General features: G+C 73.1%; 24 protein-coding genes. 16 read left to right on the top strand and 8 right to left on the bottom strand.

Annotated elements, in window-relative coordinates:
- The first annotated feature begins 74 nt into the window (after positions 1-74).
- Both fdxA and dapC read left to right on the top strand, forming a co-directional pair.
- The gene (gene fdxA, locus BLA60_RS28670) at positions 75-401 is read left to right on the top strand and encodes a ferredoxin (RefSeq protein ID WP_075127374.1); all 327 of its coding nucleotides are present in this window, start codon (positions 75-77) and stop codon (positions 399-401) included.
- Positions 398-1,486 carry a succinyldiaminopimelate transaminase gene (gene dapC, locus BLA60_RS28665; RefSeq protein WP_075136126.1) on the top strand — a complete coding sequence of 363 codons (1,089 nt, stop codon included), beginning with the start codon at positions 398-400 and terminating at the stop codon, positions 1,484-1,486. The genes fdxA and dapC overlap by 4 nt, the downstream gene beginning before the upstream one ends.
- On the opposite strand, the gene BLA60_RS28660 is transcribed toward dapC, so the two are convergent.
- Genes BLA60_RS28660 through BLA60_RS28645 form a run of 4 tightly spaced genes read right to left on the bottom strand, consistent with a single transcriptional unit; the run spans position 1,483 to position 4,768 of the window.
- The gene (locus BLA60_RS28660; protein WP_425427101.1) at positions 1,483-2,403 is read right to left on the bottom strand and encodes a CHAD domain-containing protein; all 921 of its coding nucleotides are present in this window, start codon (positions 2,401-2,403) and stop codon (positions 1,483-1,485) included. The genes dapC and BLA60_RS28660 overlap by 4 nt on opposite strands.
- Positions 2,404-2,453: 50 nt before the next feature.
- A complete protein-coding gene (gene dapD / locus BLA60_RS28655) occupies positions 2,454-3,428 on the bottom strand; it encodes a 2,3,4,5-tetrahydropyridine-2,6-dicarboxylate N-succinyltransferase (RefSeq protein WP_075136216.1) in 975 nt (324 codons plus the stop codon).
- 19 nt (positions 3,429-3,447) lie between these two features.
- Positions 3,448-4,257: a hypothetical protein gene (locus BLA60_RS28650; protein WP_075136124.1), complete on the bottom strand. Its 810-nt coding sequence runs from the start codon at positions 4,255-4,257 to the stop codon at positions 3,448-3,450.
- Between the two features lie 19 nt (positions 4,258-4,276).
- Entirely contained in the window at positions 4,277-4,768 is a 492-nt protein-coding gene (locus BLA60_RS28645) for a SigE family RNA polymerase sigma factor (RefSeq protein ID WP_075136123.1), read from the bottom strand.
- A 79-nt stretch (positions 4,769-4,847) separates the two neighbouring features.
- Between BLA60_RS28645 and dapE the strand changes: the two genes are divergently transcribed.
- The 6 genes from dapE (at position 4,848) to BLA60_RS28615 (ending at position 9,544) form a co-directional block, all read left to right on the top strand.
- Positions 4,848-5,906, top strand: a complete 1,059-nt coding sequence (gene dapE / locus BLA60_RS28640; RefSeq protein WP_154814690.1) for a succinyl-diaminopimelate desuccinylase — start codon at positions 4,848-4,850, stop codon at positions 5,904-5,906.
- Between the two features lie 69 nt (positions 5,907-5,975).
- Positions 5,976-6,755 (top strand): LOG family protein, encoded by a 780-nt coding sequence (locus BLA60_RS28635; protein ID WP_075136122.1) that lies wholly within the window; start codon positions 5,976-5,978, stop codon positions 6,753-6,755.
- Between the two features lie 84 nt (positions 6,756-6,839).
- Positions 6,840-7,709 (top strand): dihydropteroate synthase, encoded by an 870-nt coding sequence (folP, locus tag BLA60_RS28630; protein ID WP_154814679.1) that lies wholly within the window; start codon positions 6,840-6,842, stop codon positions 7,707-7,709.
- A complete protein-coding gene (locus tag BLA60_RS28625; protein ID WP_075136121.1) occupies positions 7,709-8,638 on the top strand; it encodes a glucosyl-3-phosphoglycerate synthase in 930 nt (309 codons plus the stop codon). The genes folP and BLA60_RS28625 overlap by 1 nt, the downstream gene beginning before the upstream one ends.
- A gap of 37 nt (positions 8,639-8,675) precedes the next feature.
- Positions 8,676-8,984, top strand: coding sequence for a DivIVA domain-containing protein (locus tag BLA60_RS28620; protein WP_075136120.1), 309 nt, complete (start codon positions 8,676-8,678; stop codon positions 8,982-8,984).
- The gene (locus BLA60_RS28615) at positions 8,981-9,544 is read left to right on the top strand and encodes a DNA-3-methyladenine glycosylase I (protein WP_075136119.1); all 564 of its coding nucleotides are present in this window, start codon (positions 8,981-8,983) and stop codon (positions 9,542-9,544) included. Before BLA60_RS28620 ends, BLA60_RS28615 begins: the two co-directional genes overlap by 4 nt.
- Here BLA60_RS28615 and BLA60_RS28610 read toward each other — a convergent pair.
- On the bottom strand, positions 9,537-10,130 hold the full coding sequence (locus BLA60_RS28610) for a DUF4245 domain-containing protein (RefSeq protein WP_162293023.1): 594 nt from the start codon (positions 10,128-10,130) through the stop codon (positions 9,537-9,539). The two genes, BLA60_RS28615 and BLA60_RS28610, sit on opposite strands and share 8 nt — an antisense overlap.
- 106 nt (positions 10,131-10,236) lie before the next feature.
- Here BLA60_RS28610 and glpX point away from each other — a divergent pair, with 106 nt between their 5' ends.
- Together glpX and BLA60_RS28600 are read left to right on the top strand one after the other, a co-directional pair.
- Positions 10,237-11,292: a class II fructose-bisphosphatase gene (gene glpX, locus BLA60_RS28605; protein ID WP_075136117.1), complete on the top strand. Its 1,056-nt coding sequence runs from the start codon at positions 10,237-10,239 to the stop codon at positions 11,290-11,292.
- Between the two features lie 90 nt (positions 11,293-11,382).
- A complete protein-coding gene (locus BLA60_RS28600) occupies positions 11,383-11,976 on the top strand; it encodes a L,D-transpeptidase (RefSeq protein WP_075136116.1) in 594 nt (197 codons plus the stop codon).
- A 534-nt stretch (positions 11,977-12,510) separates the two neighbouring features.
- Here the strand turns inward: BLA60_RS28600 and BLA60_RS28595 are convergent.
- Positions 12,511-13,494, bottom strand: a complete 984-nt coding sequence (locus BLA60_RS28595; protein ID WP_075136115.1) for an NAD(P)/FAD-dependent oxidoreductase — start codon at positions 13,492-13,494, stop codon at positions 12,511-12,513.
- 85 nt (positions 13,495-13,579) lie between these two features.
- Here BLA60_RS28595 and BLA60_RS28590 point away from each other — a divergent pair, with 85 nt between their 5' ends.
- A complete protein-coding gene (locus BLA60_RS28590) occupies positions 13,580-14,974 on the top strand; it encodes a class II fumarate hydratase (protein WP_075136114.1) in 1,395 nt (464 codons plus the stop codon).
- A 222-nt stretch (positions 14,975-15,196) separates the two neighbouring features.
- On the opposite strand, the gene BLA60_RS28585 is transcribed toward BLA60_RS28590, so the two are convergent.
- On the bottom strand, positions 15,197-16,135 hold the full coding sequence (locus tag BLA60_RS28585) for a DMT family transporter (protein ID WP_075136113.1): 939 nt from the start codon (positions 16,133-16,135) through the stop codon (positions 15,197-15,199).
- A gap of 46 nt (positions 16,136-16,181) precedes the next feature.
- Here BLA60_RS28585 and pdxR point away from each other — a divergent pair, with 46 nt between their 5' ends.
- Complete coding sequence (gene pdxR / locus BLA60_RS28580; protein WP_075136112.1) at positions 16,182-17,558, top strand: MocR-like pyridoxine biosynthesis transcription factor PdxR; 1,377 nt, start codon at positions 16,182-16,184, stop codon at positions 17,556-17,558.
- On the opposite strand, the gene BLA60_RS28575 is transcribed toward pdxR, so the two are convergent.
- The gene (locus BLA60_RS28575; RefSeq protein WP_075136111.1) at positions 17,536-18,603 is read right to left on the bottom strand and encodes a MerR family transcriptional regulator; all 1,068 of its coding nucleotides are present in this window, start codon (positions 18,601-18,603) and stop codon (positions 17,536-17,538) included. The two genes, pdxR and BLA60_RS28575, sit on opposite strands and share 23 nt — an antisense overlap.
- Positions 18,604-18,808: 205 nt before the next feature.
- Here BLA60_RS28575 and BLA60_RS28570 point away from each other — a divergent pair, with 205 nt between their 5' ends.
- From BLA60_RS28570 to BLA60_RS28555, 4 genes are read left to right on the top strand one after another with little or no spacing between them, the layout of a single operon-like run.
- Complete coding sequence (locus tag BLA60_RS28570; RefSeq protein ID WP_211288873.1) at positions 18,809-19,168, top strand: hypothetical protein; 360 nt, start codon at positions 18,809-18,811, stop codon at positions 19,166-19,168.
- Positions 19,165-19,512: a DUF5615 family PIN-like protein gene (locus BLA60_RS28565; protein WP_075136109.1), complete on the top strand. Its 348-nt coding sequence runs from the start codon at positions 19,165-19,167 to the stop codon at positions 19,510-19,512. Before BLA60_RS28570 ends, BLA60_RS28565 begins: the two co-directional genes overlap by 4 nt.
- A gap of 44 nt (positions 19,513-19,556) precedes the next feature.
- Positions 19,557-21,089 carry an ATP-dependent DNA ligase gene (locus BLA60_RS28560; protein ID WP_075136108.1) on the top strand — a complete coding sequence of 511 codons (1,533 nt, stop codon included), beginning with the start codon at positions 19,557-19,559 and terminating at the stop codon, positions 21,087-21,089.
- 11 nt (positions 21,090-21,100) lie between these two features.
- The gene (locus tag BLA60_RS28555; RefSeq protein ID WP_075136107.1) at positions 21,101-22,540 is read left to right on the top strand and encodes a GuaB1 family IMP dehydrogenase-related protein; all 1,440 of its coding nucleotides are present in this window, start codon (positions 21,101-21,103) and stop codon (positions 22,538-22,540) included.
- Positions 22,541-22,553 lie beyond the last annotated feature (13 nt).

The following is a 22,553-nucleotide window of genomic DNA, read 5'->3' as shown; positions in this document are numbered from 1 at the left end:
GAGGGGGATACTAGTTCCAGCCAGTAACCTCCGCTGGCAGGCACAACCGCAGAAGGAAGAAGCAGGAGAACGCAGTGACCTATGTGATCGCCGAGCCCTGCATCGATTTGCTCGACAAAGCGTGCATCGAAGAGTGCCCGGTCGACTGCATCTACGAAGGGGACCGGATGCTCTACATCCACCCCGACGAGTGCGTGGACTGCGGTGCCTGTGAGCCCGTCTGCCCGGTCGAGGCCATCTACTACGAGGACGACGTCCCCGATCAGTGGAAGGACTACACCAAGGCCAACGTCGACTTCTTCGATGAGCTCGGCTCGCCGGGCGGCGCGGCCAAGGTGGGCAAGGTCGCGGCCGACCCGCAGTGGATCAAGGATCTGCCGCCGGTTCAGCACGACGAGTGAGCCGCGAGCTCCCGACCTTCCCCTGGGACTCGCTGGCCTCGGCGAAGTCGCTGGCCGCCGCGCACCCGGACGGCCTGGTCGACCTGTCGGTGGGCACGCCGGTCGACCCGGTGCCCGCCGTGGTCCAGCAGGGCCTGCTGGCGGCGGCGGCCGAGCCCGGCTACCCGACGACCCACGGCACCCCGGCGCTGCGCGCGGCGGCGGCCGGGGCGCTGGCGCGCCGCCACGGCGTGACGGTGTCGCCGACCGACGTGCTGCCGACCATCGGCTCCAAGGAGCTGGTGGCGTGGCTGCCGACGCTGCTGGGCGCCGGGCCGGGCGACACGGTCGTCATCCCGGCGCTGGCCTACCCGACCTACGAGGTCGGGGTGAGGCTGGCCGGGGCGTCGGTGCTGCGCACCGACGGGCTGCTGGCGGCCGGCCCGCTGCGGCCGGCGCTGGTGTGGGTGAACTCGCCGTCGAACCCGACGGGCACGGTGTTGCCGGTCGAGCACCTGCGCAAGGTGGTGGACTGGGCGCGGGAGCGCGGCGCGGTGGTGGCCTCCGACGAGTGTTACCTGACGTTGGGGTACTCCGGTGAGCCGCCGCGCTCGATCCTGCACCCGGACGTGTGCGGCGGGCGGTTCGACGGGCTGCTGGCGGTGCACTCGCTGTCCAAGTCCTCCAGCCTGGCCGGCTACCGGGCGGGGTTCGTCACCGGCGACCCGGCCCTGGTGGAGCGGCTGCTGGCGGCCCGCAAGCACGCCGGCATGATCGTCCCGCTTCCGGTGCAGTCGGCGATGACCGCCGCGCTGTCCGACGACGAGCACGTCGCCGCGCAGCGCGGCCGGTTCGCCGCGCGCCGGGAGGTGCTGTCGGGGGCGCTGCGCGCCGCCGGGTTCCGCATCGACCACTCCGAGGCCGGCCTGTACCTGTGGGCCACCCGCGACGAGCCGGCGTGGGACACGGTCGACCGGCTGGCCCGCCGGGGTGTGCTGGTCGCGCCGGGCACCATCTACGGCCCGACCGGTGACCGCCACGTGCGGGTCGCGCTGACCGCCACCGACGCCCAGGTCGCCATGGTTCCCGGCCGGCTGGCTGGCTAGGCCAGCAGCGCGGAGGCCAGCACGTCGACCTCGTCGAAGGTCTCGCGCCAGCGGGCGCGGCAGGCGGCGCGGCGGGCACGTTCGCGTTCCACCAGGCGCCCGGCGACGAAGACCGCCTCGTGGTCCACGTCGGCCAGTTCCGCCAGTTCGGCGACCAGGCGGCGCAGCTCGTCCTCGGCGAGCACGGCGTCCTGGTGGTCGCCGAGAACCTCCTGGAAGGTTTTGGTGGCGGTGATCAGCCGGCGCACCGGGCGGCCGCCGGCGGGCGCGGCCAGCTCGGCGGCGTAGCGCAACCGCTTGCCCCGGATGCGCAGCGCGTGCAGGTCGTCGTCGGGCGGGTCCTCGCCCAGGGCCAGGGCGTCCTGGCGGAGCTTGCGGTGCGGGCGGGCGATGACCTCCAGCAGCGCGCCGCCGTCCCCGGCCGGCATGACCGTCGGCAGCTCGGCGTGGGTGAGCGCGGCCAGCGCCCGCAGCAGCGACCGGTAGCGGACCGTGCGGAACGTGTCGAGCATGCGGCGGCGGGCCCGCCGGTGGTCGGCGACCAGCGCGCCGACCAGGCGTTCGGCGGCGGCCCGTTCCGCGACCGGCAGGTCGGCGGCCTGGGCGCGCAGGTGCCCGAGCAGCACGTCGAGGTCGCGGATGCGGCCGAGGACCCCGCCCAGCCAGCGCAGCTCGTCCTGGGTGGCGGTCAGGCCGGCGTCGGGCACCACGGCCTTGAGCGCGGCCCGCAGCCGGCGCACCGCGACCCGCATCTGGTGCACCCCTTCGGGGTCCTCGCCGAGCCGGGCGACGGCCTCGTGCTCGACCAGCGCCCGTACCTGGCGGTCGATCCGCACCCGGACGTGGGCCGCCGGCGGGGCGTCGGGTGTCGCGGCCGGCGGCGGCTCGGGCAGACCCAGCTCACCTGACGTGCTCACCACACCCATGCTAGGCGAGCGACACGTGTCTGAGATCACGTCCAGGTTGCTCAGTTGGCGTGCAGGGCGGCGTTGAGTTCGACGCCGCGCCCGGCGCGCACGACCGCCTCCACGGCGCCGGTGGTGGAGTTGCGGCGGAACAGCAGGCCCGGGCGGCCCGACAGCTCCCGCGCCTTGACCAGCCGCCCGTCCAGCGACACCTTCGTGCCGGCGGTGACGTACAGGCCGGCCTCGACGACGCAGTCGTCGCCCAGCGAGATCCCGACCCCGGCGTTCGCGCCGACCAGGCAGCGCTCGCCGATCTCGATGGTCTCCGTGCCGCCGCCGGACAGCGTGCCCATGATCGACGCGCCGCCGCCGACGTCGGAGCCGTCGCCGACGACCACGCCGGCCGAGATCCGGCCCTCGACCATGGACGCGCCGAGCGTGCCGGCGTTGAAGTTGACGAAGCCCTCGTGCATGACGGTCGTGCCGGTCGCCAGGTGCGCGCCCAGCCGGACCCGGTCGGCGTCGGCGATCCGCACCCCGGCGGGCAGCACGTAGTCGACCATCCGGGGGAACTTGTCGACCCCGTACACGGTCACCGCGCCCCGGGCCCGCAGCCGCAGCCGGGTGGCGGCGAAGCCCTCCACCCGGCACGGCCCGTAGTTGGTCCACACGACGTTGGCCAGCACCCCGAACAGCCCGTCCAGGTTCAGCCCATGCGGCGGCACGAGCCGCGAGGACAGCAGGTGCAGCCGCAGGTAGGCGTCGTAGGCGTCGGCGGGCGGCTCGGTCAGCGAGATGATGCCGCAGCGCACCGCGACCACCTCGACCTCGCGGTCGCCGTCCGGGCCGAGCAGCGCGGACACCCCCTGGCCGAGCTCGTCGACCGCCTCCTGTTCGGAGAGCCGGTTGGTGCCGGGGATCCGGCCGTCGTCCAGCTTGGGGTGCGGGTACCAGACGTCCAGCACCGTCCCGTCGTCGGCGACGGTGGCGAGGCCAACGCCCTGTGCTCCGGTGTTCTCGTCCACGGTGTCGTCCACGCTGCTCACACCCGTGAGGTTAGTCCAGTTGGAAGCGTGGGTCGGTGACCAGTGCGGCCAGCTCGTCGACGGTGAACGGCAGTTGGTCGAGCGCCGGGTAGCCGGCGAACTCGAAGGTCGTCGACTGCGACAGGGACACGTAGGCGGCCTCGCCGTGGTGGTCGACCGACATCCCGCCGGTCCCGTAGTCGCGCAACTCGACCAGCTTCCCGCCGACCCGCAGCTCCGTGCAGTTCGGGGAGTCCCCGCAGCCGGCGTTGTCCTCCAGGCCCGGGTAGTGGGGGGCCACCCTGATGTCCAGGCTGCCGACGCCCTCCCCCCTGACCAGCGGTGCCTGCCCGTAGTAGGCCCAGATGCCGTCGTTCTGCGCCACGAACCGCTTGAGCGTCACCCCGTCGAGGTCCCCGCGCCCGCGCAGGTCGTCGGGCACCTCGACGCTGTCGGGCACCTGCGCCACCAGCAGGTCGAGCAGGTCGCCGGCCCGGTTGTACTCCTCGCCGGAGACGTCGAGGTTGTCGAACTGGCCATTGGGCCAGGCCACGTTGGTCTCGGTGGTGACGGTCCTGGTGTCCAGGGGGGTGCGGGTGCTGCCGGGGGCCGCCACCCCCAGGCCCGGTTCACCGCCGCCGTCACCTGGTGGCGCGAAGGCGACCACGGCGGCGGCGATGGCGACCACGGCGGCGGCGCTGCCCAGGCCGGCCCAGGTGGTGCGACGGCGCCGGCGGTCGACGTGGGCGGCGTCGAGCATCGCCGCCTCGCCCATCGGCGGCGGCTCGGTGGTGACGGCCATGCTCGTGCGCAGGGCGCTGCGGAACTCGTGTTCGTTCATGTGTTCTGTCTCCCGCGGATCAGTAGGTGTTGGCCGGAATGAGGTGGCGCAGGGTGTCCAGGCCCCGTGCGGTCTGGCTCTTGACCGTGCCGACCGAGCAGTCCAGTGCCCTGGCCGTGTCCTCGACGGACATGTCCTCCCAGAAGCGCAGCACCAGCGCCGCCCGCTGCCGGGGCGCGACGTCGACCAGTGCGCGCAGCACCACCAGCCGGTCCTCGACGGTGTGGGTCACCGCCTCCGGCCGGTCGGGGTGCTCGGCGGTGGGCCGTTCGCGGTGGAAGAAGCCGCGCCGGGTCTCGTCCAGGAAGGTGCGCACCAGGATCCGCCGGGTGTAGGCGTCGAGCGTGTGGTGCCCGCCGATCCGGTTCCACGCCCGGTACAGCTTCACGAAAGCCGTTTGGACCAGGTCCTCCGCCCGATGCCAGTCACCGCAGAGGAGGTAGGCCGTGGAGCGCATGGCACCCGACCGGCTCGCGAAGTAGTCGGCGAACGCCCTGTCACGATCCTTCATGGAGCCTCCCGTGGTTTTCCACGACTAGTCACGCGGGGTGCCGGCCCCCGGGTTGCACGGCGAGTACGTTCGTTTCGTGATCGCGCAGCTGAACCTCACCGCCGACCCCGCCGACCTGACCGCGACGCTGGTCGACATCCCCAGCGTCTCGCGCGAGGAGGGCGAGCTGGCGGCGGCCGTGGAGGTGGCGTTGCGGGCCCTGCCGCACCTGGAGGTCACCCGATCGGGCAACACGGTGTTGGCCCGCACGGCGCTGGGCCGGCCGTCGCGGGTGGTGCTGGCCGGGCACCTGGACACCGTGCCGGTCAACGAGAACCTGCCGGTGCGCCGGGTCGGCGACGAGCTGCACGGCCTGGGCACCGTCGACATGAAGGGCGGCGACGCGGTGATGCTGCACATCGCCGCGACCCTCACCGAGCCCCGCCACGACCTGACGTTCGTGTTCTACGACTGCGAGGAGATCGAGGCCGTGCACAACGGCCTGCGCCGCGTCGAACGGGACCTGCCGGACTGGCTTTCCGGTGACCTGGCGATCGTGTGCGAGCCGTCCAACGCGGTCGTCGAGGCCGGCTGCCAGGGCACCATGCGGGTGGAGCTGCGCACCGCCGGCACCCGCGCCCACACCGCCCGCGCGTGGCTGGGCGTCAACGCCATCCACGCCCTCGAACCGGCCCTGCGCACCCTGACGGGCTACCGGGCGCGGGAGGTCGACATCGACGGCTGCCGCTACCGGGAGGGCCTGCAGGCGGTGCGGGTCGGCGGCGGGGTCAGCGGCAACGTCGTCCCCGACGAGGCCGTGCTCACGGTGAACTTCCGGTTCGCCCCCGACCGCACGGTCGCCGCCGCCGAAACCCACCTGCGGGAGGTGTTCGACGGGTACGCGCTGACCGTCACCGACCACGCGGCCGGGGCGCTGCCGGGGCTGACCGCGCCGGCCGCCGCCGAACTGGTCGCCGCCGCCGGGGGCGAGCCGGTCGGCAAGCTGGGCTGGACCGACGTGGCGCGCTTCGCCGCCCTGGGCCTGCCGGCGGTCAACTTCGGACCGGGCGACCCGACCCTGGCCCACACCCGCGAGGAGCACGTGCCGATCGCCCAGATCCACCGCTGCGCCGAGGTCCTGGCGCGTTTCCTGACCTGAGCGCGCCGGTCACCGGGTTTTTCCCCGGCGGACGTTCCGGCCTACCGGCCGGCGCCTAGACTCGCGCGGGTGACGATCCAGCAGTTCGGCCCGACCGACGAGGAGCATCCGAGGGAGAAGCAGCGGGGCCCGGTCGTGCTGCGCCGGTCGCGCCGCGACGAGGCCACGACCACCGACCAGCGGCTGCTCGACTCCCGTGGCCCCGCCGACTGGGTGCACACCGACCCGTGGCGGGTGCTGCGCATCCAGGCCGAGTTCGTCGAGGGTTTCGGCGCGCTGGCCGAGGTGCCGCGCGCGGTGACCGTGTTCGGCTCGGCGCGCACCGGCCGCGACCACCCGGAGTACGAGCTGGGGGCGCGGATCGGCGGGGCGCTGGCCAAGGCCGGCTACGCGGCGATCACCGGCGGCGGCCCGGGCGTGATGGAGGCGGTGAACAAGGGCTGCTCGGAGGCCGGTGGGCTGTCCATCGGGCTGGGCATCGAGCTGCCGTTCGAGCAGGGCCTCAACCCGTGGGTCGACCTCGGGGTCAACTTCCGCTACTTCTTCGCCCGCAAGACGATGTTCGTCAAGTACTCGCAGGCGTTCATCTGCCTGCCGGGTGGCTACGGAACCCTGGACGAGCTGTTCGAGGCGCTGACCCTGGTGCAGACCAAGAAGGTCACCAAGTTCCCGGTCGTCCTGTTCGGACGGTCCTATTGGGGCGGCCTGTACGAGTGGGTGCGGGACACGGTGTACGCCGAGGGCAAGATCGGCGAGAAGGACGTGGCACTGCTGCACCTGACCGACGACGTCGACGACGCGATCCGCGTGGTCGAGGAGGCCTACCAGGCCTGGGTCGAGGTCCACTGACGATTCGTTTCCCTCGTGTCACCAATTGTGACCTCGGTGTATCACCGGCCGGTTTCCGGCTGACGCCATGGCACCATCGGTTTCGTGGGAAAACTTCGTTTCGGCGACCGGACGGTGGCCAGCGGCCGTGCCCTGGTGATGGGCATCGTCAACCGCACCAGGGACTCCTTCTACGACCGGGGCGCGACCTTCGACGAGTGGGCGGCGTGCGGCGCGGTCGACCGGCTGGTGGCCGAGGGCGCGGACATCGTCGACATCGGCGGCGTGCGGGCCGGCGCCCACGGTGAGCGGGTGGACGTCGAGGAGGAGCTGCGCCGGGTGGTGCCGATCGTGGAGCGGGTCCGGGAACGTCACCCGGACCTGGTCATCAGCGTCGACACCTGGCGCCACCAGGTCGGCCGGGCGGCCTGCGCGGCCGGCGCCGACCTGATCAACGACACCTGGGCGGGCGCGGATCCCCGGCTGGCGGAGGTGGCCGCCGAGTTCGGCGCCGGCATCGTCTGCTCCCACACCGGCGGCGCGGAGCCCAGGACCGACCCGCACCGGGTGCGCTACCTGGACGTGGTGGCCGAGGTCGCCGACGAGCTGGTCACCAGGGCCCAGCGGATGGTGGCGCTGGGGGTGCCGGCCGACGGGGTGCTGATCGACCCGACGCACGACTTCGGCAAGAACACCTGGCACGGCCTGGAGCTGCTGCGCCGCCTCGACGAGCTGGTGGACACCGGCTGGCCGGTGCTGATGGCCTTGTCCAACAAGGACTTCGTCGGCGAGACGCTGGGCGTTGGCCTGGCCGACCGGGTGGACGGCACGCTCGCGGCGACGTCGGTGGCGGCGTTGCAGGGCGCGCGGGTGTTCCGCGCGCACGAGGTCGGCCGGACCAGGAAGGCGGTCGACATGGTGGCCGCGATCGCCGGCACCCGACCGCCGGCGCTGTGTCTGCGGGCGCTGGCGTGATGGACGCCGCAGCGCGCGCCTGGTTCGCGTCCCGGACCTGGCAGAGTGCCGGGTGGACGGTGGCGGAGCTGGTGGCCGCCAAGGGTTCCCGCACGGTCAGTGTGGTGTTGCCGGCGCTCAACGAGCAGGCGACGGTGGCCGGCGTGATCGCCTCGATCGCCCCGCTGGTTCCCACGCTGGTCGACGAGCTGGTGGTGGTCGACTCCGGTTCGACCGACGCGACGGTCGAGGTGGCGCTGGCCGCCGGCGCCCGGGTGGTCCACCGCACCGATGTCCTCAGTGACCTGGAACCGTTGCCGGGCAAGGGAGAGGTGCTCTGGCGTTCGCTGGCCGCGACTTCCGGCGACCTGCTGGTGTTCGTCGACTCGGACCTGGTCGACCCGGACCCGATGTTCGTCCCGACCCTGCTCGGCCCGCTGCTGCTGGAACCGGACATCCAGCTGGTGAAGGGCTTCTACCGCCGCCCACTGTCCACTGAGGACTCCGGGGGTGGTCGGGTGACCGAGCTGATGGCCCGCCCGCTGCTCTCGGTGCTGCGCCCCGAACTCGCCGGGGTCATCCAGCCGCTGGCCGGCGAGTACGCCGGCACCCGGCGGCTGCTGGAGGCCGTGCCCTTCGCGTCGGGCTACGGCGTGGAGATCGGCCTGCTGCTCGACGCCCACGAACGCGTCGGGCTGCCGGGCCTCGCCCAGGTCAACCTGGGGGTGCGCCGCCACCGCAACCAGCCGCTGGCCGCGCTGGGCGTGATGGCCCGCCAGATCCTGAGCACCGCGCTGGCCCGCTGCGGCCTGCCCGCCGCGCCCGGGGCGCTGACCCAGTTCGTCCAGGTCGCCGACGAGTGGCTGCCCGACACCGCCGCCGTACCCACCGCCGACCGCCCACCGATGCGCCAGCTGCGACCCAGCCCCTCACTTCCCCGGCCGCGGTGAGCACACCCCGCGCCGCACGTGTGGGACGATCCCTGCCGTGACCACCGCACTGATCTACCTGGTCGTCATGGTCCTCGTCGCGGCCGTGGTGTTCCTGCTGGCCTCGGTCGTGTTCGGCCGGGGCGAGGAGCTGCCGGCGCTCCCGCCCGGCGCGTCCCCGACCCGCCTGCCCGCCGAGGGCATCACCGCCGACGACGTGCGCGACGTGCGGTTCCAGCTGGTCCTGCGCGGCTACAAGATGTCCGAGGTGGACTGGGTGCTGCGCCGCGTCGGCACCGAACTGGCCGACCTGCGCGCCGAGGTCACCGACCTGCGCTCGCGGCTGGCCGAGGCCGAGATCCGGTGACCGAAGGTCCCGACGGCCGGCGCCGCTGCGGCTGGGCCACCTCCGCCGACATCTACCTCGACTACCACGACCAGGAGTGGGGCGTCCCGCTGCACGGCGAACGCGAACTCTACGAGCGGCTGACGCTCGAGGCGTTCCAGTCGGGCCTGTCCTGGCTGACGATCCTGCGCAAACGCGCCGACTTCCGCCGCGCCTTCGCCGCGTTCGACCCGGCCACGGTCGCCGCGTTCGGCGAGGACGACGTGGCCCGGCTGATGGCCGACGCGTCGATCGTGCGCAACCTCGCCAAGATCAACGCCGCGGTCACCAACGCCCGCGCGATCGCCGAGCTCGACCGCCCGCTCGACGAGCTGCTCTGGTCCTTCGCGCCCGACCCGACCGGCCGGGTCCGCCCGGCGACCCTGGCCGACGTCCCGGCGATCACCCCCGAGTCCAGGGCCATGGCCAAGGAGCTGAAACGGCGCGGGTTCGCGTTCGTCGGCCCGACCACCGCCTACGCCCTCATGCAGGCCACCGGCATGGTCGACGACCACGTCCGGGACTGCTGGCGCGCTAGGTGAGCGGCGGCGCGGTCTGCGCGGCCTGGGCCAGCACCCGGAACTCGGCCTCGGTCCCCGACCCGGTGACCAGCAGGACCACCCCGTCGATCGTGGTCAGCCACGCCTGCTCGTCGCGCCGCGAGTCGTAGGCGTCCCAGCTGACCCCGTCGACCTCGACCGTGCCGGTCGAGCGGTCCGACTCCCCGGTCTCGGTCTCCCGCACGTCCTGGGCGTCCCCGCCGGACTGGCTCAGCTGCAGGTAGCGCCCGCTGGGCGTCACCCAGCCGACCCGGACCACGACGCTGGCCGCCGCGCCGGCCCCCACCGCCGAGGTGGACGAGGAGTTGGCCCGCCAGTCGGCCGCCAGCTCGGGTTGACGCACCGTGAACGGCGCCGAGCGGGCGGCGTCACGCAGCTTGGCCGACGCGTCCACCGACGGCGCCGTGTCCGGCGAGACGTTCGGCCCGCCGGGGTCGAACGAGCAGCCCCGGGTGAGGGTCACCATCACCGCGACGATCGCCAACAGCACGACGACCGCCCCGATCATGTCGCGCATCCGCAGGCCGGCACGGCCCGGTGGCCGGTGCCCGCCAGGTTCGGTCTCCACCACGCGGCCATCCTCGCAGGTCACCGAGACCATGCTCACTCGTACCCCGGTCCCGGATTCTGGGAGGATCGACAGATCACCACGCACGGCGACACCGGGAGGCGGCATGACCTCGTCCACCGACCAGCCAACGACCAGGAGCCGACGCGAGATACCGGACCGCAACCTCGCCCTCGAACTGGTCAGGGTGACCGAGGCGGCGGCCATGGCCGCCGGCCGCTGGGTCGGCCGGGGCGACAAGAACGGCGGCGACGGCGCCGCGGTCGACGCGATGCGCAAGCTCATCGGCACGGTCACGATGCGTGGCGTGGTGGTCATCGGCGAGGGTGAGAAGGACCACGCGCCGATGCTCTACAACGGCGAACACGTCGGCGACGGCGACGGCGCCGAGTGCGACGTCGCGGTCGACCCGATCGACGGCACCACCCTGATGGCCAAGGGCATGCCCAACGCGATCGCCGTCATCGCCGCCACCGAACGCGGCGCGATGTTCGACCCGTCCGCGGTGTTCTACATGGAGAAGCTGGCCGTCGGCCCGGAGGCGGCCGACGTCATCGACATCACCGCGCCGATCGCCGAGAACATCCGCCGGGTCGCGGCCGCCAAACACACCGACGTCTCCGACGTCACGGTGTGCATCCTCGACCGCGAACGGCACGCCGAGCACGTCCGCGCGGTGCGCGACGCCGGCGCCCGCATCCACTTCATCAGCGACGGCGACGTCGCCGGCGCGATCTCCGCCGCCCGCCCCGACACCGGCGTCGACATGCTCTACGGCATCGGTGGCACCCCGGAGGGCATCATCGCGGCGTGCGCGCTCAAGTGCATGGGCGGTGAACTCCAGGGCCGGCTGTGGCCCAAGGACGACGAGGAGCGGGAGAAGGCCGTCGGCGCCGGCCACGACCTCGGGCGGGTGCTGCGCACCGAGGACCTGGTCAGCGGCGACAACGCGTTCTTCTGCGCCACCGGCATCACCGACGGCGACCTGCTGCGCGGCGTGCGCTACCGCAGCGGCGGCTGCACGACACAGTCGATCGTCATGCGCTCCAAGTCCGGCACCGTGCGGATGATCGACGGCTTCCACCGGCTGACCAAGCTGCGCGAGTACTCCGACGTCGACTTCGACCGGACCGGCGGGGAGCCGCTGCCCCCACTCCCCTGATTCGGTAACGGTTCGCATACGGCGTCCGGTGAATGAGCAACCACCGGCGCCGGGAAGACGTCTTCCGGTACGGAGCCGGAAGGAGCCACGATGCGGGTACGCGTGACGATCCTGAGCCTGGTGGGTGCGGCCATCACCCTGTTACCGGCCTGCGCGGCCGCGAACACCGCCGCACCCCCGCCGTCCACGGAGTCGCTCCCGTCCGTGCCCCCACGGCCCGCGACCACCACCGAGGCCACCGCCCCGGTCACCGCCCTGCCCCCCATCCCCCGCGTCGCCGAGGCCGAGGTGACCATCACCAAGACCACCCCGCCGCCCCCGCCACCCCCCGCCGGCGTCCCCTGCGGCGGCGGCGTCGACGCGTGCATCGACCTGTCGGCGAACAAGTCATGGCTGCTGGCCGGCGGGAAGGTCACCTACGGCCCGGTGCCGATCACCCACGGCCGCCCCGGCTACCTGACCCCACCCGGCACGTTCCACGTTGGCTGGAAGGACATCGACCACCTCAGCAGCGAGTTCAACAACGCCCCCATGCCCTACTCGGTGTTCTTCAACGGCGGCATCGCCTTCCACGAAGGCAGCCTCAGCGACCTGTCCCACGGCTGCATCCACCTGTCCAACAGCGCCGCCCGCACGTACTACGAGGCCCTGTCCGTCGGCGACGTCATCCAGGTCGTCCCGTAGCTCCACTCACGGCAGCTCCACTCACGGCAGCCCCACTCACGGCAGCCCCACTCACGGCGGCTCCACCCACGGCGGCTCCACCCACGGCCGAAGTTGTCCACAGCCACCCCCCAACGGCTGGGAACCGCCCACACCACCGACTAACGTGGAAAGCGGGGGCCCCGCGGGCCAGGCGCTGATCGCTTGCCCGCGCCAAGTCCAGCGCCGCCCGCCAAGTCCGGTACCGCGCCGCCCGCGCCAAGTCCGGCACCAGCACCGCGCCGGCCCGCGCCAAGTCCCGCACCAGCACCGCGCCGCCCGCACTGACCCGGCCCCACTCGCGGCCGAGGTTGTCCACAGGCAGCTCCTGCCCTCCCCGAACCGTCACTTTCTCCAGCTAGGCTGGAAATCGGGGGGCCCCGGCGCCTCAAGGGGGCAAGCACGGGCGGCGCCCGGGGGCGCGGGCGGCGGTGTCTCGGCTCCGCTCGCTGATCCGGTACGTGGGCGGGAAGTCGCTCGCGTGTGTGGCGGCGTGTGCGGACGCCGCCCGAGGGGTCAGCTGACGTCGCTGGAGTGGCCGGGGAACAGGTGGGCGTCGGGGTCGAGGGCGACGGCGATGTTGTTCACGGCGGTGGCGGCCTCGCCGAAGCCGGTGGCGATGAGTTTGACCTTGCCCGGGTAGGCGGCGATGTCGCCGGCGGCGTAGATGCGGTCGCGGGCGGTGCGCATCGTGGTGTCGACGGCGACGGCGCGGCGCACGATCTCCAGTTCCCATGCCTCGATCGGTCCGAGGTCGGCGGTGAAACCGAGGGCGGCGACGACCGTGCGCGCCGGCAGTACCACCGGCTCGGCTTCGCCCTTGACGTCGAGTTCGACCTCGGCGAGGGTGCCGGCGGCGTCGCCGCGCAGGGCCACGACCTGCGCGTCGGTGATGATCGGCACGCCGAGTTCGGTGACCTGCCGCACGGTGGCGGCGAAGGCCCGGAACTTGTTGCGGCGGTGGACCAGCGTGACGCTGCTGGCGACCGGGTGCAGTGACAGCGCCCAGTCGAACGCCGAGTCGCCGCCGCCGACGATGACCACGTCCTGGTCGCGCAGCGCCTCCAGTTCGGGCACGAAGTGCACGACGCCCCGGCCGAGCCACTCGCCGCCGGCCGGCAGGGGGCGCGGGGTGAACTCGCCCATGCCGGCGGTGATCAGCACCGCGCCGGTGCGCACCACGGTGTCGCCGACCTCGACCTCGTACTTACCGTCCACTTCGGACAGTCTGCGGGCTGGTCGGCCCAGCAGGTAGGTCGGCTTGAACTGGTCGGCCTGCTCCACGAGCGCGGCGATCAGGTCGCGGCCCAGGATGGACGGGAACCCGGCGATGTCGAAGATCTGCTTCTCCGGATACATGGCGGTGACCTGCCCACCCGCCTCGGGCAGCGAGTCGACCACCGCGGTCTTCAACTCCCGGAACCCCGCGTAGTAGGCGGCGAACAACCCGGTCGGACCCGCGCCGACGATCAGCAGGTCGACCTCGATCGGCGAACTCATGCGCACCTACCTCACGGGCGGACAGTGGTCAGCACCACCACAAGCTACCCGGGCGCGGCCCGCCACGGCAGGCCAGACTGGATACGTGACCGACAATCAGTTCAGGATCGAGCACGACACGATGGGCGAGGTCCGGGTCCCGGCCGACGCGCTCTGGCGGGCACAGACCCAGCGGGCGGTGGAGAACTTCCCGATCTCCGGCCGTGGCCTGGAACGCAGCCAGATCCGCGCGCTCGGCCTGCTCAAGGCGGCGGCCGCGACCGTCAACGCCCGCCTGGACGTGCTGGACGCCGGCCTGGCCGACGCCATCGCCGCCGCCGCCCAGCAGGTCGCCGACGGTCAGCACGATGACCAGTTCCCGATCGACGTGTTCCAGACCGGCTCGGGCACGTCGTCGAACATGAACGCCAACGAGGTGATCGCCACGCTGGCGAGCCGGGCGCTGGGGCGGGACGTGCACCCCAACGACCACGTCAACGCCTCCCAGTCCTCCAACGACACCTTCCCCACGACGATCCACATCGCCGCCACCGAGGCGGTGCTGCGCGAGGTCGTGCCGGCGCTGGACCACCTGGCGTCGACGATCGAACGCCGCGCCGGGGAGTGGTCGCGGGTCGTCAAGTCGGGGCGCACGCACCTGATGGACGCCGTGCCGGTGACGCTGGGCCAGGAGGCCGGCGCGTGGGCCGCCCAGGTCCGGTACGGGATCGAGCGGCTGCGCGACACCCTGCCGCGCCTGGGCGAGCTCCCCATCGGCGGCACGGCCGTCGGCAGCGGCCTGAACGCGCCGCCCGGTTTCGGCGCGGCCGTGGCGGCCGAACTGGCCGAGCTGACCGGGCTGCCGCTGACCGAGGCCCGCGACCACTTCGAGGCCCAGGCCACGCAGGACGGCGTGGTCGAGGCGTCCGGCCAGCTGCGTACGGTTGCCGTGTCGCTGTACAAGATCGCCAACGACGTCCGCTGGCTGGGTTCCGGCCCGCGCACCGGTCTGGGTGAACTGGCGCTGCCCGACCTGCAACCCGGCAGTTCGATCATGCCCGGCAAGGTCAACCCGGTCATCCCCGAGGCGACGATGATGGCCGTGGCGCAGGTGATCGGCAACGACGCGGCGGTGGCGTTCGCCGGCAGCCAGGGCAACTTCCAGCTCAACGTGATGCTCCCGGTGATCGCCCGCAACGTGCTGGAGTCCGCGCGCCTGCTGTCGGCGGTGTCCAGACTGTTGGCGGACAAGGTTTTCGCCGACGTTGAGGCCAATGTGGACAGAATGCGGGAGTACGCGGAGTCGTCACCGTCGATCGTGACGCCGCTCAACCGCTACCTCGGCTACGAGGAGGCCGCGTCCATCGCCAAACAGTCCCTCGCCCAGCGACGGACCATCCGCGAGGTCGTCCTCGAACGCGGCCACGTCGCCTCCGGCACCCTGACCGAAGCCCAACTGGACGCCGCCCTCAACGTCCTGACCATGGCCAAGGGCGACTGACCCGCATTCCCTGAACACCCCGGCCCGCCGGGGGCCCCCCGATTTCCAGACTATTCGACAAGAGCGGCGCTGCACAGACGTCCAGCGGCGGCTGTGGACAACCTCTGCCGCGAATGGTCGCGCGATACGCACTCCGAGCGGGTCCGGGTGGCCAGAGGCCGGGAACACACTCCAACCAGGCCACTCACACCCTGGGCTCGCGGGGGCCCCCCGAATTCCAGGCTAATCGACATGAGTGGCGCTGCACAGCTGTCCAGCGGTGGCTGTGGACAACGTCGGCCGCGAGTGGTGGGGCGGTGGGGTGCGTTCGCCGCGTAGGCCGAGGACGCAGCCGGCGGTGACGATGAGGACGCCGATGACCGACACCGGTGTCAGGTCCTGGCGGTCGAGCAGGACCGACGCGGCCAGGCCGGCGACCGGCATCAGGCCGATCAGGACCCCGACCCGGTCGGCGCCGAGGACCGCGACGCCGGTGTACCAGCAGCCGAACGCGAGCGCGGTCACCACCGATCCCAGGACCAGTACGGCGACCGTCTCGGTGGTGGTCGGGGCCGGCCAGGCGGCAGTGCCGGACAGCACGGTCGAAAGCACCGCTCCGCCGGCGGCGGCGCCGACGCAGGACCAGAACGACGCGCCGACGGCCCCCAGCCTGGCGACCACCCCCACTCCGCCCAGGGTGAACGCCACCTCGCAGAGGACGACGACGATGCTCAGGACCAGCCCGGGGCCGTGCCACGAGCCGCCGCCGGAGAGGGTCACCACGCCGACGGCGACCAGGCCACCGCCGGTCAGGGCGGGGCGGGAGGGGCGTCGGCCGCGCAGCAGCGGCGCGGCGACCGCCAGTACCAGGGGGGACGCGCCGAGCATGGCGGCGACGAAACCGGGCGTGGCGTAGCGCTGGGCCAGCAGGATCGCCGCGTTGAAGCCCAGCATGCCGGCGCCGACCATCACGGCCAGGCCGCCGAGGTCGCGGCGGGTGGGCAGGGGGACCCGGCCGCGTAACCACACGAACAGCAGTGCGGCGCCGATGGCGTAGCGGGCCGCCTGGGCGGAGAGCACGGGATAGCCGTCGAGCAGACCGGTGACCGGGACGGACGCGCCGACGAAGATCGCGGCGAGGGCGGCCAGGGCGGCGGCGGTCGGGGGGTGGACTGTGCGCATGTCGTCATGCTCACCGCTCAGTGGTCCAGAGGTAAGCTCCACTTCGATGACGGAGAACTGGACCACTTTGCGGGAGTTGCTGCTCCCGGCCGTCGGGGCGCGCGGTCGCGCGGTCGAGTCCGCGCTACGCGGGGCGATCCGCGACGGGCAGCTCGCGGCCGGCCTGCGGCTGCCCTCCAGCCGTGACCTCGCCGCCCAGCTCGGGGTCTCGCGCGGCACGGTGACCTCGGCGTACGGCCAGCTCGTCGCCGAGGGCTACCTGACCAGCCGGCACGGGTCGGGGACCAGGGTCGCCGAGGGGATCGGGCGCGCCACGCCACCGGCCGAGCCGGCGCGGCCGGCACGGCAGTGGCGGTTCGACCTGCGACCCGGACTGCCGGCGCTGGGCGCGTTTCCCCGGGCCGAGTGGGCCGCCGCCACCCGCTCGGCGCTGGCCGACCTGCCGGACGAGGCCCTGGGCTACCCGGACCCGTCCGGGTGGCCGGAGCTGCGCGCGGAGCTGGCCGGCTACCTCGGCCGGGTCCGCGCGGTCACCGCCACCGCCGGGGACGTGGTGATCACCCACGGCGCCGCCGAAGGGCTCTCGCTGCTGGCCTCGGTCGTCGGCGGGCGGATCGCGGTCGAGGAGCCGGGGCATCCCGGGCAGGTGGAGATGTTGCGCGCCAACGGTTCCACCCCCGTCCCGACCACTGTCGACGAGCACGGGATCGACGTGGACGCGTTGCGCCGCAACGGGTGCCGTGCTGTCGTGGTGACCGCCGCGCACCAGTTCCCGCTCGGGGTGGCGCTGCGTCCGGCGCGCCGGCACGCGTTGCTGGCGTGGGCCCGCGACCACGACGGCCTGATCATCGAGGACGACTACGACGCCGAGCACCGCTACGACCGCCCGGCCCTGCGCGCGGTCCAGGCGATGGAGCCGTCACGGGTCGCCTACCTCGGCAGCGTCAGCAAGACCCTGGCCCCGGCGCTGCGCCTGGGCTGGCTGGTGCTCCCACCCGCACTGCGGGCGACGACGGTGCGGCGCAAGGAAGTCACCGACCTTGGCTGCTCCCCGCTCCCGCAGGCCGCGTTCGCCACCCTGCTGCGCTCCGGCGGCTACGACCGCCACCTGCGTCGCACCCGCGCCCTCTACCGCACCCGCCGCGACGCGCTGCTCGGCGCGATCGCCGACCGGCTCCCCGACTGGGAACCGGTCGGCGTGGCCGCCGGGCTGCACGTCGTGCTGCGGCTGCCGGCCGGCACCGACGACGCCGCGACCAGTGCCCTGCTGGCCGGCCGGGGCGTCAACGCGCCCGCGCTGTCGACCTACGCCACGCACCCGCCCTACCCGGGCCTGGTGCTGGGCTACGCGGCCACCACCCCCGATCGGCTGCGCGCCGCCGTCGCCGAGATCGCGCGGATCACCCGGCCGGGCGGGCGGTGATGTCGGCGACCACACAGCTGATGTTGTCCGGCCCGCCGGCCTCGTTGGCCCGCTCGACCAGCCGCTCCACGGCCTCGTGCGGTGCGGCGACCCCGGCGAGCGTGGTGAGCAGGGCGTCCTCGTCGAGCACGGTGTGCAGGCCGTCGGAGCACAGCAGGTAGCGGTCGCCGGCGCGGACCTCGTGCAGGCGCACGTCCGGCTCGGGTTCGCCGTCGCGGGTCAGCGCGCGGAGCAGGATCGAACGTTGCGGGTGGGTGGCGACCTCGTCGGCGGTCAGTTTTCCCTCGTCCAGCAGGGACTGGACGACCGTGTGGTCGTGGGTGATCTGGAACAGTTCCCCGTCGCGCAGCAGGTAGGCGCGGGAGTCGCCGATGTGCACGAGACCGAGTTTCGACCCCGACCACAGCAGCGCGGTCAGCGTCGTCCCCCCGTCCTCGCCCGCCACCCGCTCGGCGACGGCCGTGCGCGCCTGCCGGCCGGCCTCGGCCATGACGTTGAGCAGGTCCCCGGCCGGCACGGCCGAGTCGATCCGTCGCAGGGCGTCGATCGCGACCGCGCTGGCGGCCTCGCCCCGCTGCCCGTACCCGTCGGCGACCGCGAGCAGCCGGTCGCCGGCGAACGCGCGGTCCTGGTTGGCGGCGCGGACCAGCCCACGGTCGGTGCGCGCGGCGTAGGAGATGGTCAGTGGCTGGGTCGGTGGCTGGGTTGGCATGATGTCGTCCCTCCCGGACAGCTGGCGGACGAGGAAGCCGGCGAGGTCACGCCGGGCCTCGGTGTCGGCCTCGACACCGCGCCAGTACTCGGCGACGGCCCGCGCCGCCGCCGGCCCCGGCAGGTCACAGACCGTGCGGATGCGGGCCAGCGGCATCCCGAGCTGACGCAGCCACGCGACCAGCCGGGCCCGCTCCAGCTGCGCCGGCTCGTAGAACCGGTACCCGCTGACCGGGTCGACCCGCGCCGGCCGCAGCAACCCCAACTCGTCGTAGAGCCGCAACGCCTTCGCCGACAGCCGCGACGCCCGGGCGAACGCCCCGATGGTGAGCATCCGACCTCCTCGTCCCTGAACGACTCCACCGTGGCGCCTCCCCCTTGGGCAAGGTCAACGAACTACAAGTGACTACATCCACGACACACAACTACTGAGGTGTACAGTACAACTCATGACCCCTAGGTCCATACGGTTCGATGATGACCTGCTGCGCCGTCTTGACCGCTACGTCCGGGATCACCCCGGAACGTCCATGTCATCGATGACCAGCGTCTTCGTCGATGAGGCTCTCCGCGCCGAGGAACATCCGGGCATCATGTTCCGGCCGGGCCCAGCAGGCAGGCGGGCCGGGCTGGTCGGCGGACCGGACGTGTGGCAGGTCATCGACACCCTGCTGACCGTCCGAGAGTCAGCACCAGAACTCGACGAGGACGCCCTCCTTGCCGAGACCGCGGAGATGAGCGGCTTGGCACGCACCCAGATTCGTGTCGCGGTGCGCTACTACGCCGCGTACTCCACCGAGATCGACGAGTGGATCACCGCGAACCGCGAGCTGGCGGCGCACACCGAACAGCAGTGGCTGGCCGAGCAGGATCTGCTGCGAGGGACCCGGGTTCGGTGACTGCTTCACTCCTGCTGGACGAGATGTTCCCGCACACCCTGGCCGACACCCTGCGTGACAAGGGACACGACGTCACCGCCGTGCTGGCGATGGTCGAGTTGGTCGGCCGGGACGACGCCACCGTCCTTGATGCGGCGCGGGCCGCCGGGCGGTGCCTGGTGACCGAGAACGTGCGGGACTTCGCGCTGCTGGCCCGCTACACCCGCCACGCCGGCATCCTGTTCGTCGCTGCCCGCCGGTGGCCGAAGACCCGCGCCGCCCTTCCCCGGCTGGCGAACGCCCTGCACGAAACCGTGGCCGCCGGCCGGCTACCCGGCCCCGATGACCGTCGCTGGCTGACCTGACCTGCGGGAACGCGAGTGTCGGTGTCGCGGGGCATCATGGGGGCGTGCTGCTGTGCGATGTCGTGACGACCTCCGCCTCGGTGGCCGCGACGCGGTCGCGGTTGGCGAAGGTCGAGGCGATCGCCGGGCTGTTGCGGCGGGCCGGGGACCAGGTCGGGACCGTCGTGTCCTACCTCGCGGGGGCGCCCGCCCAGGGGCGGATCGGGGCCGGGTGGCGCACGCTGGTCGGGTTGTCGGTGCCACCGGCGCAGGAGCCGACGCTGACCGTCGCCGCGGTGGACACGACGCTCGGTGAGGTGGCGGTGACCAGCGGGAAAGGGTCCGCGGCGCGGCGCACCACCCTGCTGGAAGGGCTGTTCGGCGCGGCCACCGCCGACGAGCAGCGGTTCCTGCTGCGGCTGCTCACCGGCGAGTTGCGCCAGGGCGCCCTCGAAGGCGTCATGCTGGACGCGATCGCCGCCGCCGGGGACGACACCGTCGGCAAGCAGGAGGTGCGGCGGGCGTTCATGCTCTCCGGCCGGCTCGCCGACACCGCGACCGCCGCGCTCACCGGCGGCGCCGCCGCGCTGGCCGGGTTCGGGTTGACGCTGGGGCGGCCGATCCGGCCGATGCTCGCCTCGCCTGGGGAGTCCCTGGCCGAGGCGCTGGCCATGGGCGAGTGCGTCGTCGAGTACAAGCTCGACGGTGCGCGCATCCAGGTCCACAAGGACGGCGACGACGTCCACGTCTACACCAGAACCCTGCGTGAGATCACCGGCGCCGTGCCCGAACTGGTCGACCTGGTGCGCGCGTTGGACTGCCGCACCGCGGTGCTCGACGGCGAAACCCTCGCCCTCGACGACGGCGGCCGGCCCCGCCCGTTCCAGGAGACCATGAGCCGCTTCGGGGCCACCGTCGAGCGGGAGTTGCCGCTGCACCCCTACTTCTTCGACTGCGTGCACCTCGACGGCACCGACCTGGTCGACGCCCCGCTGCGCGAACGCAACGCGGCGCTGCACCGGGCCGTCGGCGACGCGCTGGTCATCCCCGGTGTGCTGGCGCCGACCGGGGAGCAGGCCGAACAGGTCCTGGCCGACGCGTTGGAGCGCGGCCACGAAGGTGTCGTGGTCAAGGATCTCGACTCCGCCTACCAGGCGGGGCGGCGCGGCAAGGCGTGGCGCAAGATCAAACCGGTGCACACGCTCGACCTGGTGGTGCTGGCCGCCGAGTGGGGGCACGGGCGGCGCACCGGCTACCTGTCCAACCTGCACCTGGGCGCCCGCGACCCCGACGGTGGGCCGCCGGTCATGGTCGGCAAGACGTTCAAGGGCCTCACCGACGAGCTGCTCGCCTGGCAGACCACCGAGTTCCCCACCCACGAGACCCACCGCGACGACTGGGCCGTTCACCTGCGACCGCGTCTGGTCGTGGAGATCGCGCTCGACGGCGTGCAGGTCAGCACCCGCTACCCGGGCGGGGTGGCGCTGCGTTTCGCCCGGGTCGTGCGGTACCGGCCGGACAAACAGCCGGCCGACGCGGACACGATCGACGCGGTCCGGGCGCTGCTGCCGGGGGCCGAGGCGGCCGGACGCGGCTAGGCTCCGCAGGTGTGCGTTTCCTCAACGACCGGACCCCCGGCTACGACCTGACCTACGACGACGTCTTCCTCGTGCCGGGTCGCTCGGCGGTGGCGTCCCGCTTCGACGTCGACCTGTCCACCTCGGACGGCACCGGCGCGACGATCCCCGTGGTGGCGGCCAACATGACCGCCGTCGCCGGGCGGCGGATGGCCGAGACCCTCGCGCGGCGCGGCGGGCTGGTGGTGCTGCCCCAGGACGTCGACCCGTCGGTCGTCGGGGACATCGTGCGCTGGGTGAAGTCCCGGCATCCCGTGTGGGACACGCCGCTGGTGCTCACCCCCGGCGACGCCGTGGCCGACGCGCTGAACCTGCTGCCCAAACGCGCCCACGGCGCGGTCGTCGTGGTCGACGAGCAGGGCACCCCGGTCGGGGTGGTCGACGAGGCCGCCTGCCTGGACGTCGACCGGTTCACCCGGCTCGGGGAGGTCTCCGACCCCGACATCGTGACCCTGCCGGTCGGCACGCCGCCGCGTGAGGTGTTCGAGCGGCTGCACGGGCGCACCGCCGGCATCGCCGTCGGTGTGGACGCGGGCGGACGCCTGGCCGGGGTGCTCACCGGCGTCGGGGCGCTGCGCGCCGAGCTGTACCGGCCGGCGCTGGACGCGCTGGGGCGGCTGCGGATCGCCGCCGCGCTGGGCGTCAACGGTGACGTGGCCGCCAAGGCCGAGGCGCTGGTCGCCGCCGAGGTCGACACGCTGGTCGTGGACACCGCCCACGGGCACCAGGACAAGATGCTGACCGCGCTCAAGGCGGTGCGCGGCACCGACCCCGGTGTGCCGGTGGTGGCCGGCAACGTGGTCACCGCCGAGGGCGTGCACGACCTGGTCGAGGCCGGCGCCGACGTGGTGAAGGTCGGTGTCGGGCCGGGCGCGATGTGCACCACCCGGATGATGACCGGCGTCGGCCGCCCCCAGTTCTCCGCCGTCCTCGACTGCGCCGAGGCCGCCCGCGACCTGGGCAAACGCATCTGGGCGGACGGCGGGGTGCGGCATCCGAGGGACGTGGCGCTGGCGCTGGCGGCCGGCGCGTCGAGCGTCATGGTCGGCTCGTGGTTCGCCGGCACCTACGAGTCGCCCGGCGACCTGCAACGCGACGAGCACGGCCACCCCTACAAGGAGTCGTTCGGGATGGCGTCCAAGAGGGCGGTCAGCGCCCGCACGCGCGGCGACGGCGCGTTCGACCGGGCCCGCAAGGCCCTGTTCGAGGAGGGCATCTCCACCTCGCGGATGCGGCTGGACCCGGCCGCGCCCAGCGTCGAGGACCTGCTCGACGCGATCTGCTCCGGGGTGCGTTCGGCCTGCACCTACGCCGGCGCGACGACCCTGGAGGACTTCCACGCCCGCGCGGTCGTCGGCACCCAGTCGGCGTCCGGTTTCGCCGAAGGGGCGCCACTTCCCCGCGGCTGGTAGCGCTTCTGTGGGA

Source organism: Actinophytocola xinjiangensis (genome assembly GCF_001921215.1).
Taxonomy (GTDB): Bacteria; Actinomycetota; Actinomycetes; order Mycobacteriales; family Pseudonocardiaceae; genus Actinophytocola; species Actinophytocola xinjiangensis.
This window is presented reverse-complemented; position numbering and strand designations above follow the sequence as displayed.

Bases quoted from the DNA above. Each gene is read 5' to 3' on its own strand.
- BLA60_RS28600 (WP_075136116.1), top strand. From the start codon at position 11,383: ATGCGGGTACGCGTGACGATCCTGAGCCTGGTGGGTGCGGCCATCACC.
- BLA60_RS28585 (WP_075136113.1), bottom strand. From the start codon at position 16,135: ATGCGCACAGTCCACCCCCCGACCGCCGCCGCCCTGGCCGCCCTCGCC.
- BLA60_RS28645 (WP_075136123.1), bottom strand. From the start codon at position 4,768: ATGAAGGATCGTGACAGGGCGTTCGCCGACTACTTCGCGAGCCGGTCG.
- BLA60_RS28570 (WP_211288873.1), top strand. From the start codon at position 18,809: ATGACCAGCGTCTTCGTCGATGAGGCTCTCCGCGCCGAGGAACATCCG.
- BLA60_RS28625 (WP_075136121.1), top strand. From the start codon at position 7,709: ATGGACGCCGCAGCGCGCGCCTGGTTCGCGTCCCGGACCTGGCAGAGT.
- BLA60_RS28575 (WP_075136111.1), bottom strand. From the start codon at position 18,603: ATGCTCACCATCGGGGCGTTCGCCCGGGCGTCGCGGCTGTCGGCGAAG.
- pdxR (WP_075136112.1), top strand. From the start codon at position 16,182: ATGACGGAGAACTGGACCACTTTGCGGGAGTTGCTGCTCCCGGCCGTC.
- glpX (WP_075136117.1), top strand. From the start codon at position 10,237: ATGACCTCGTCCACCGACCAGCCAACGACCAGGAGCCGACGCGAGATA.
- BLA60_RS28595 (WP_075136115.1), bottom strand. From the start codon at position 13,494: ATGAGTTCGCCGATCGAGGTCGACCTGCTGATCGTCGGCGCGGGTCCG.
- BLA60_RS28650 (WP_075136124.1), bottom strand. From the start codon at position 4,257: ATGAACGAACACGAGTTCCGCAGCGCCCTGCGCACGAGCATGGCCGTC.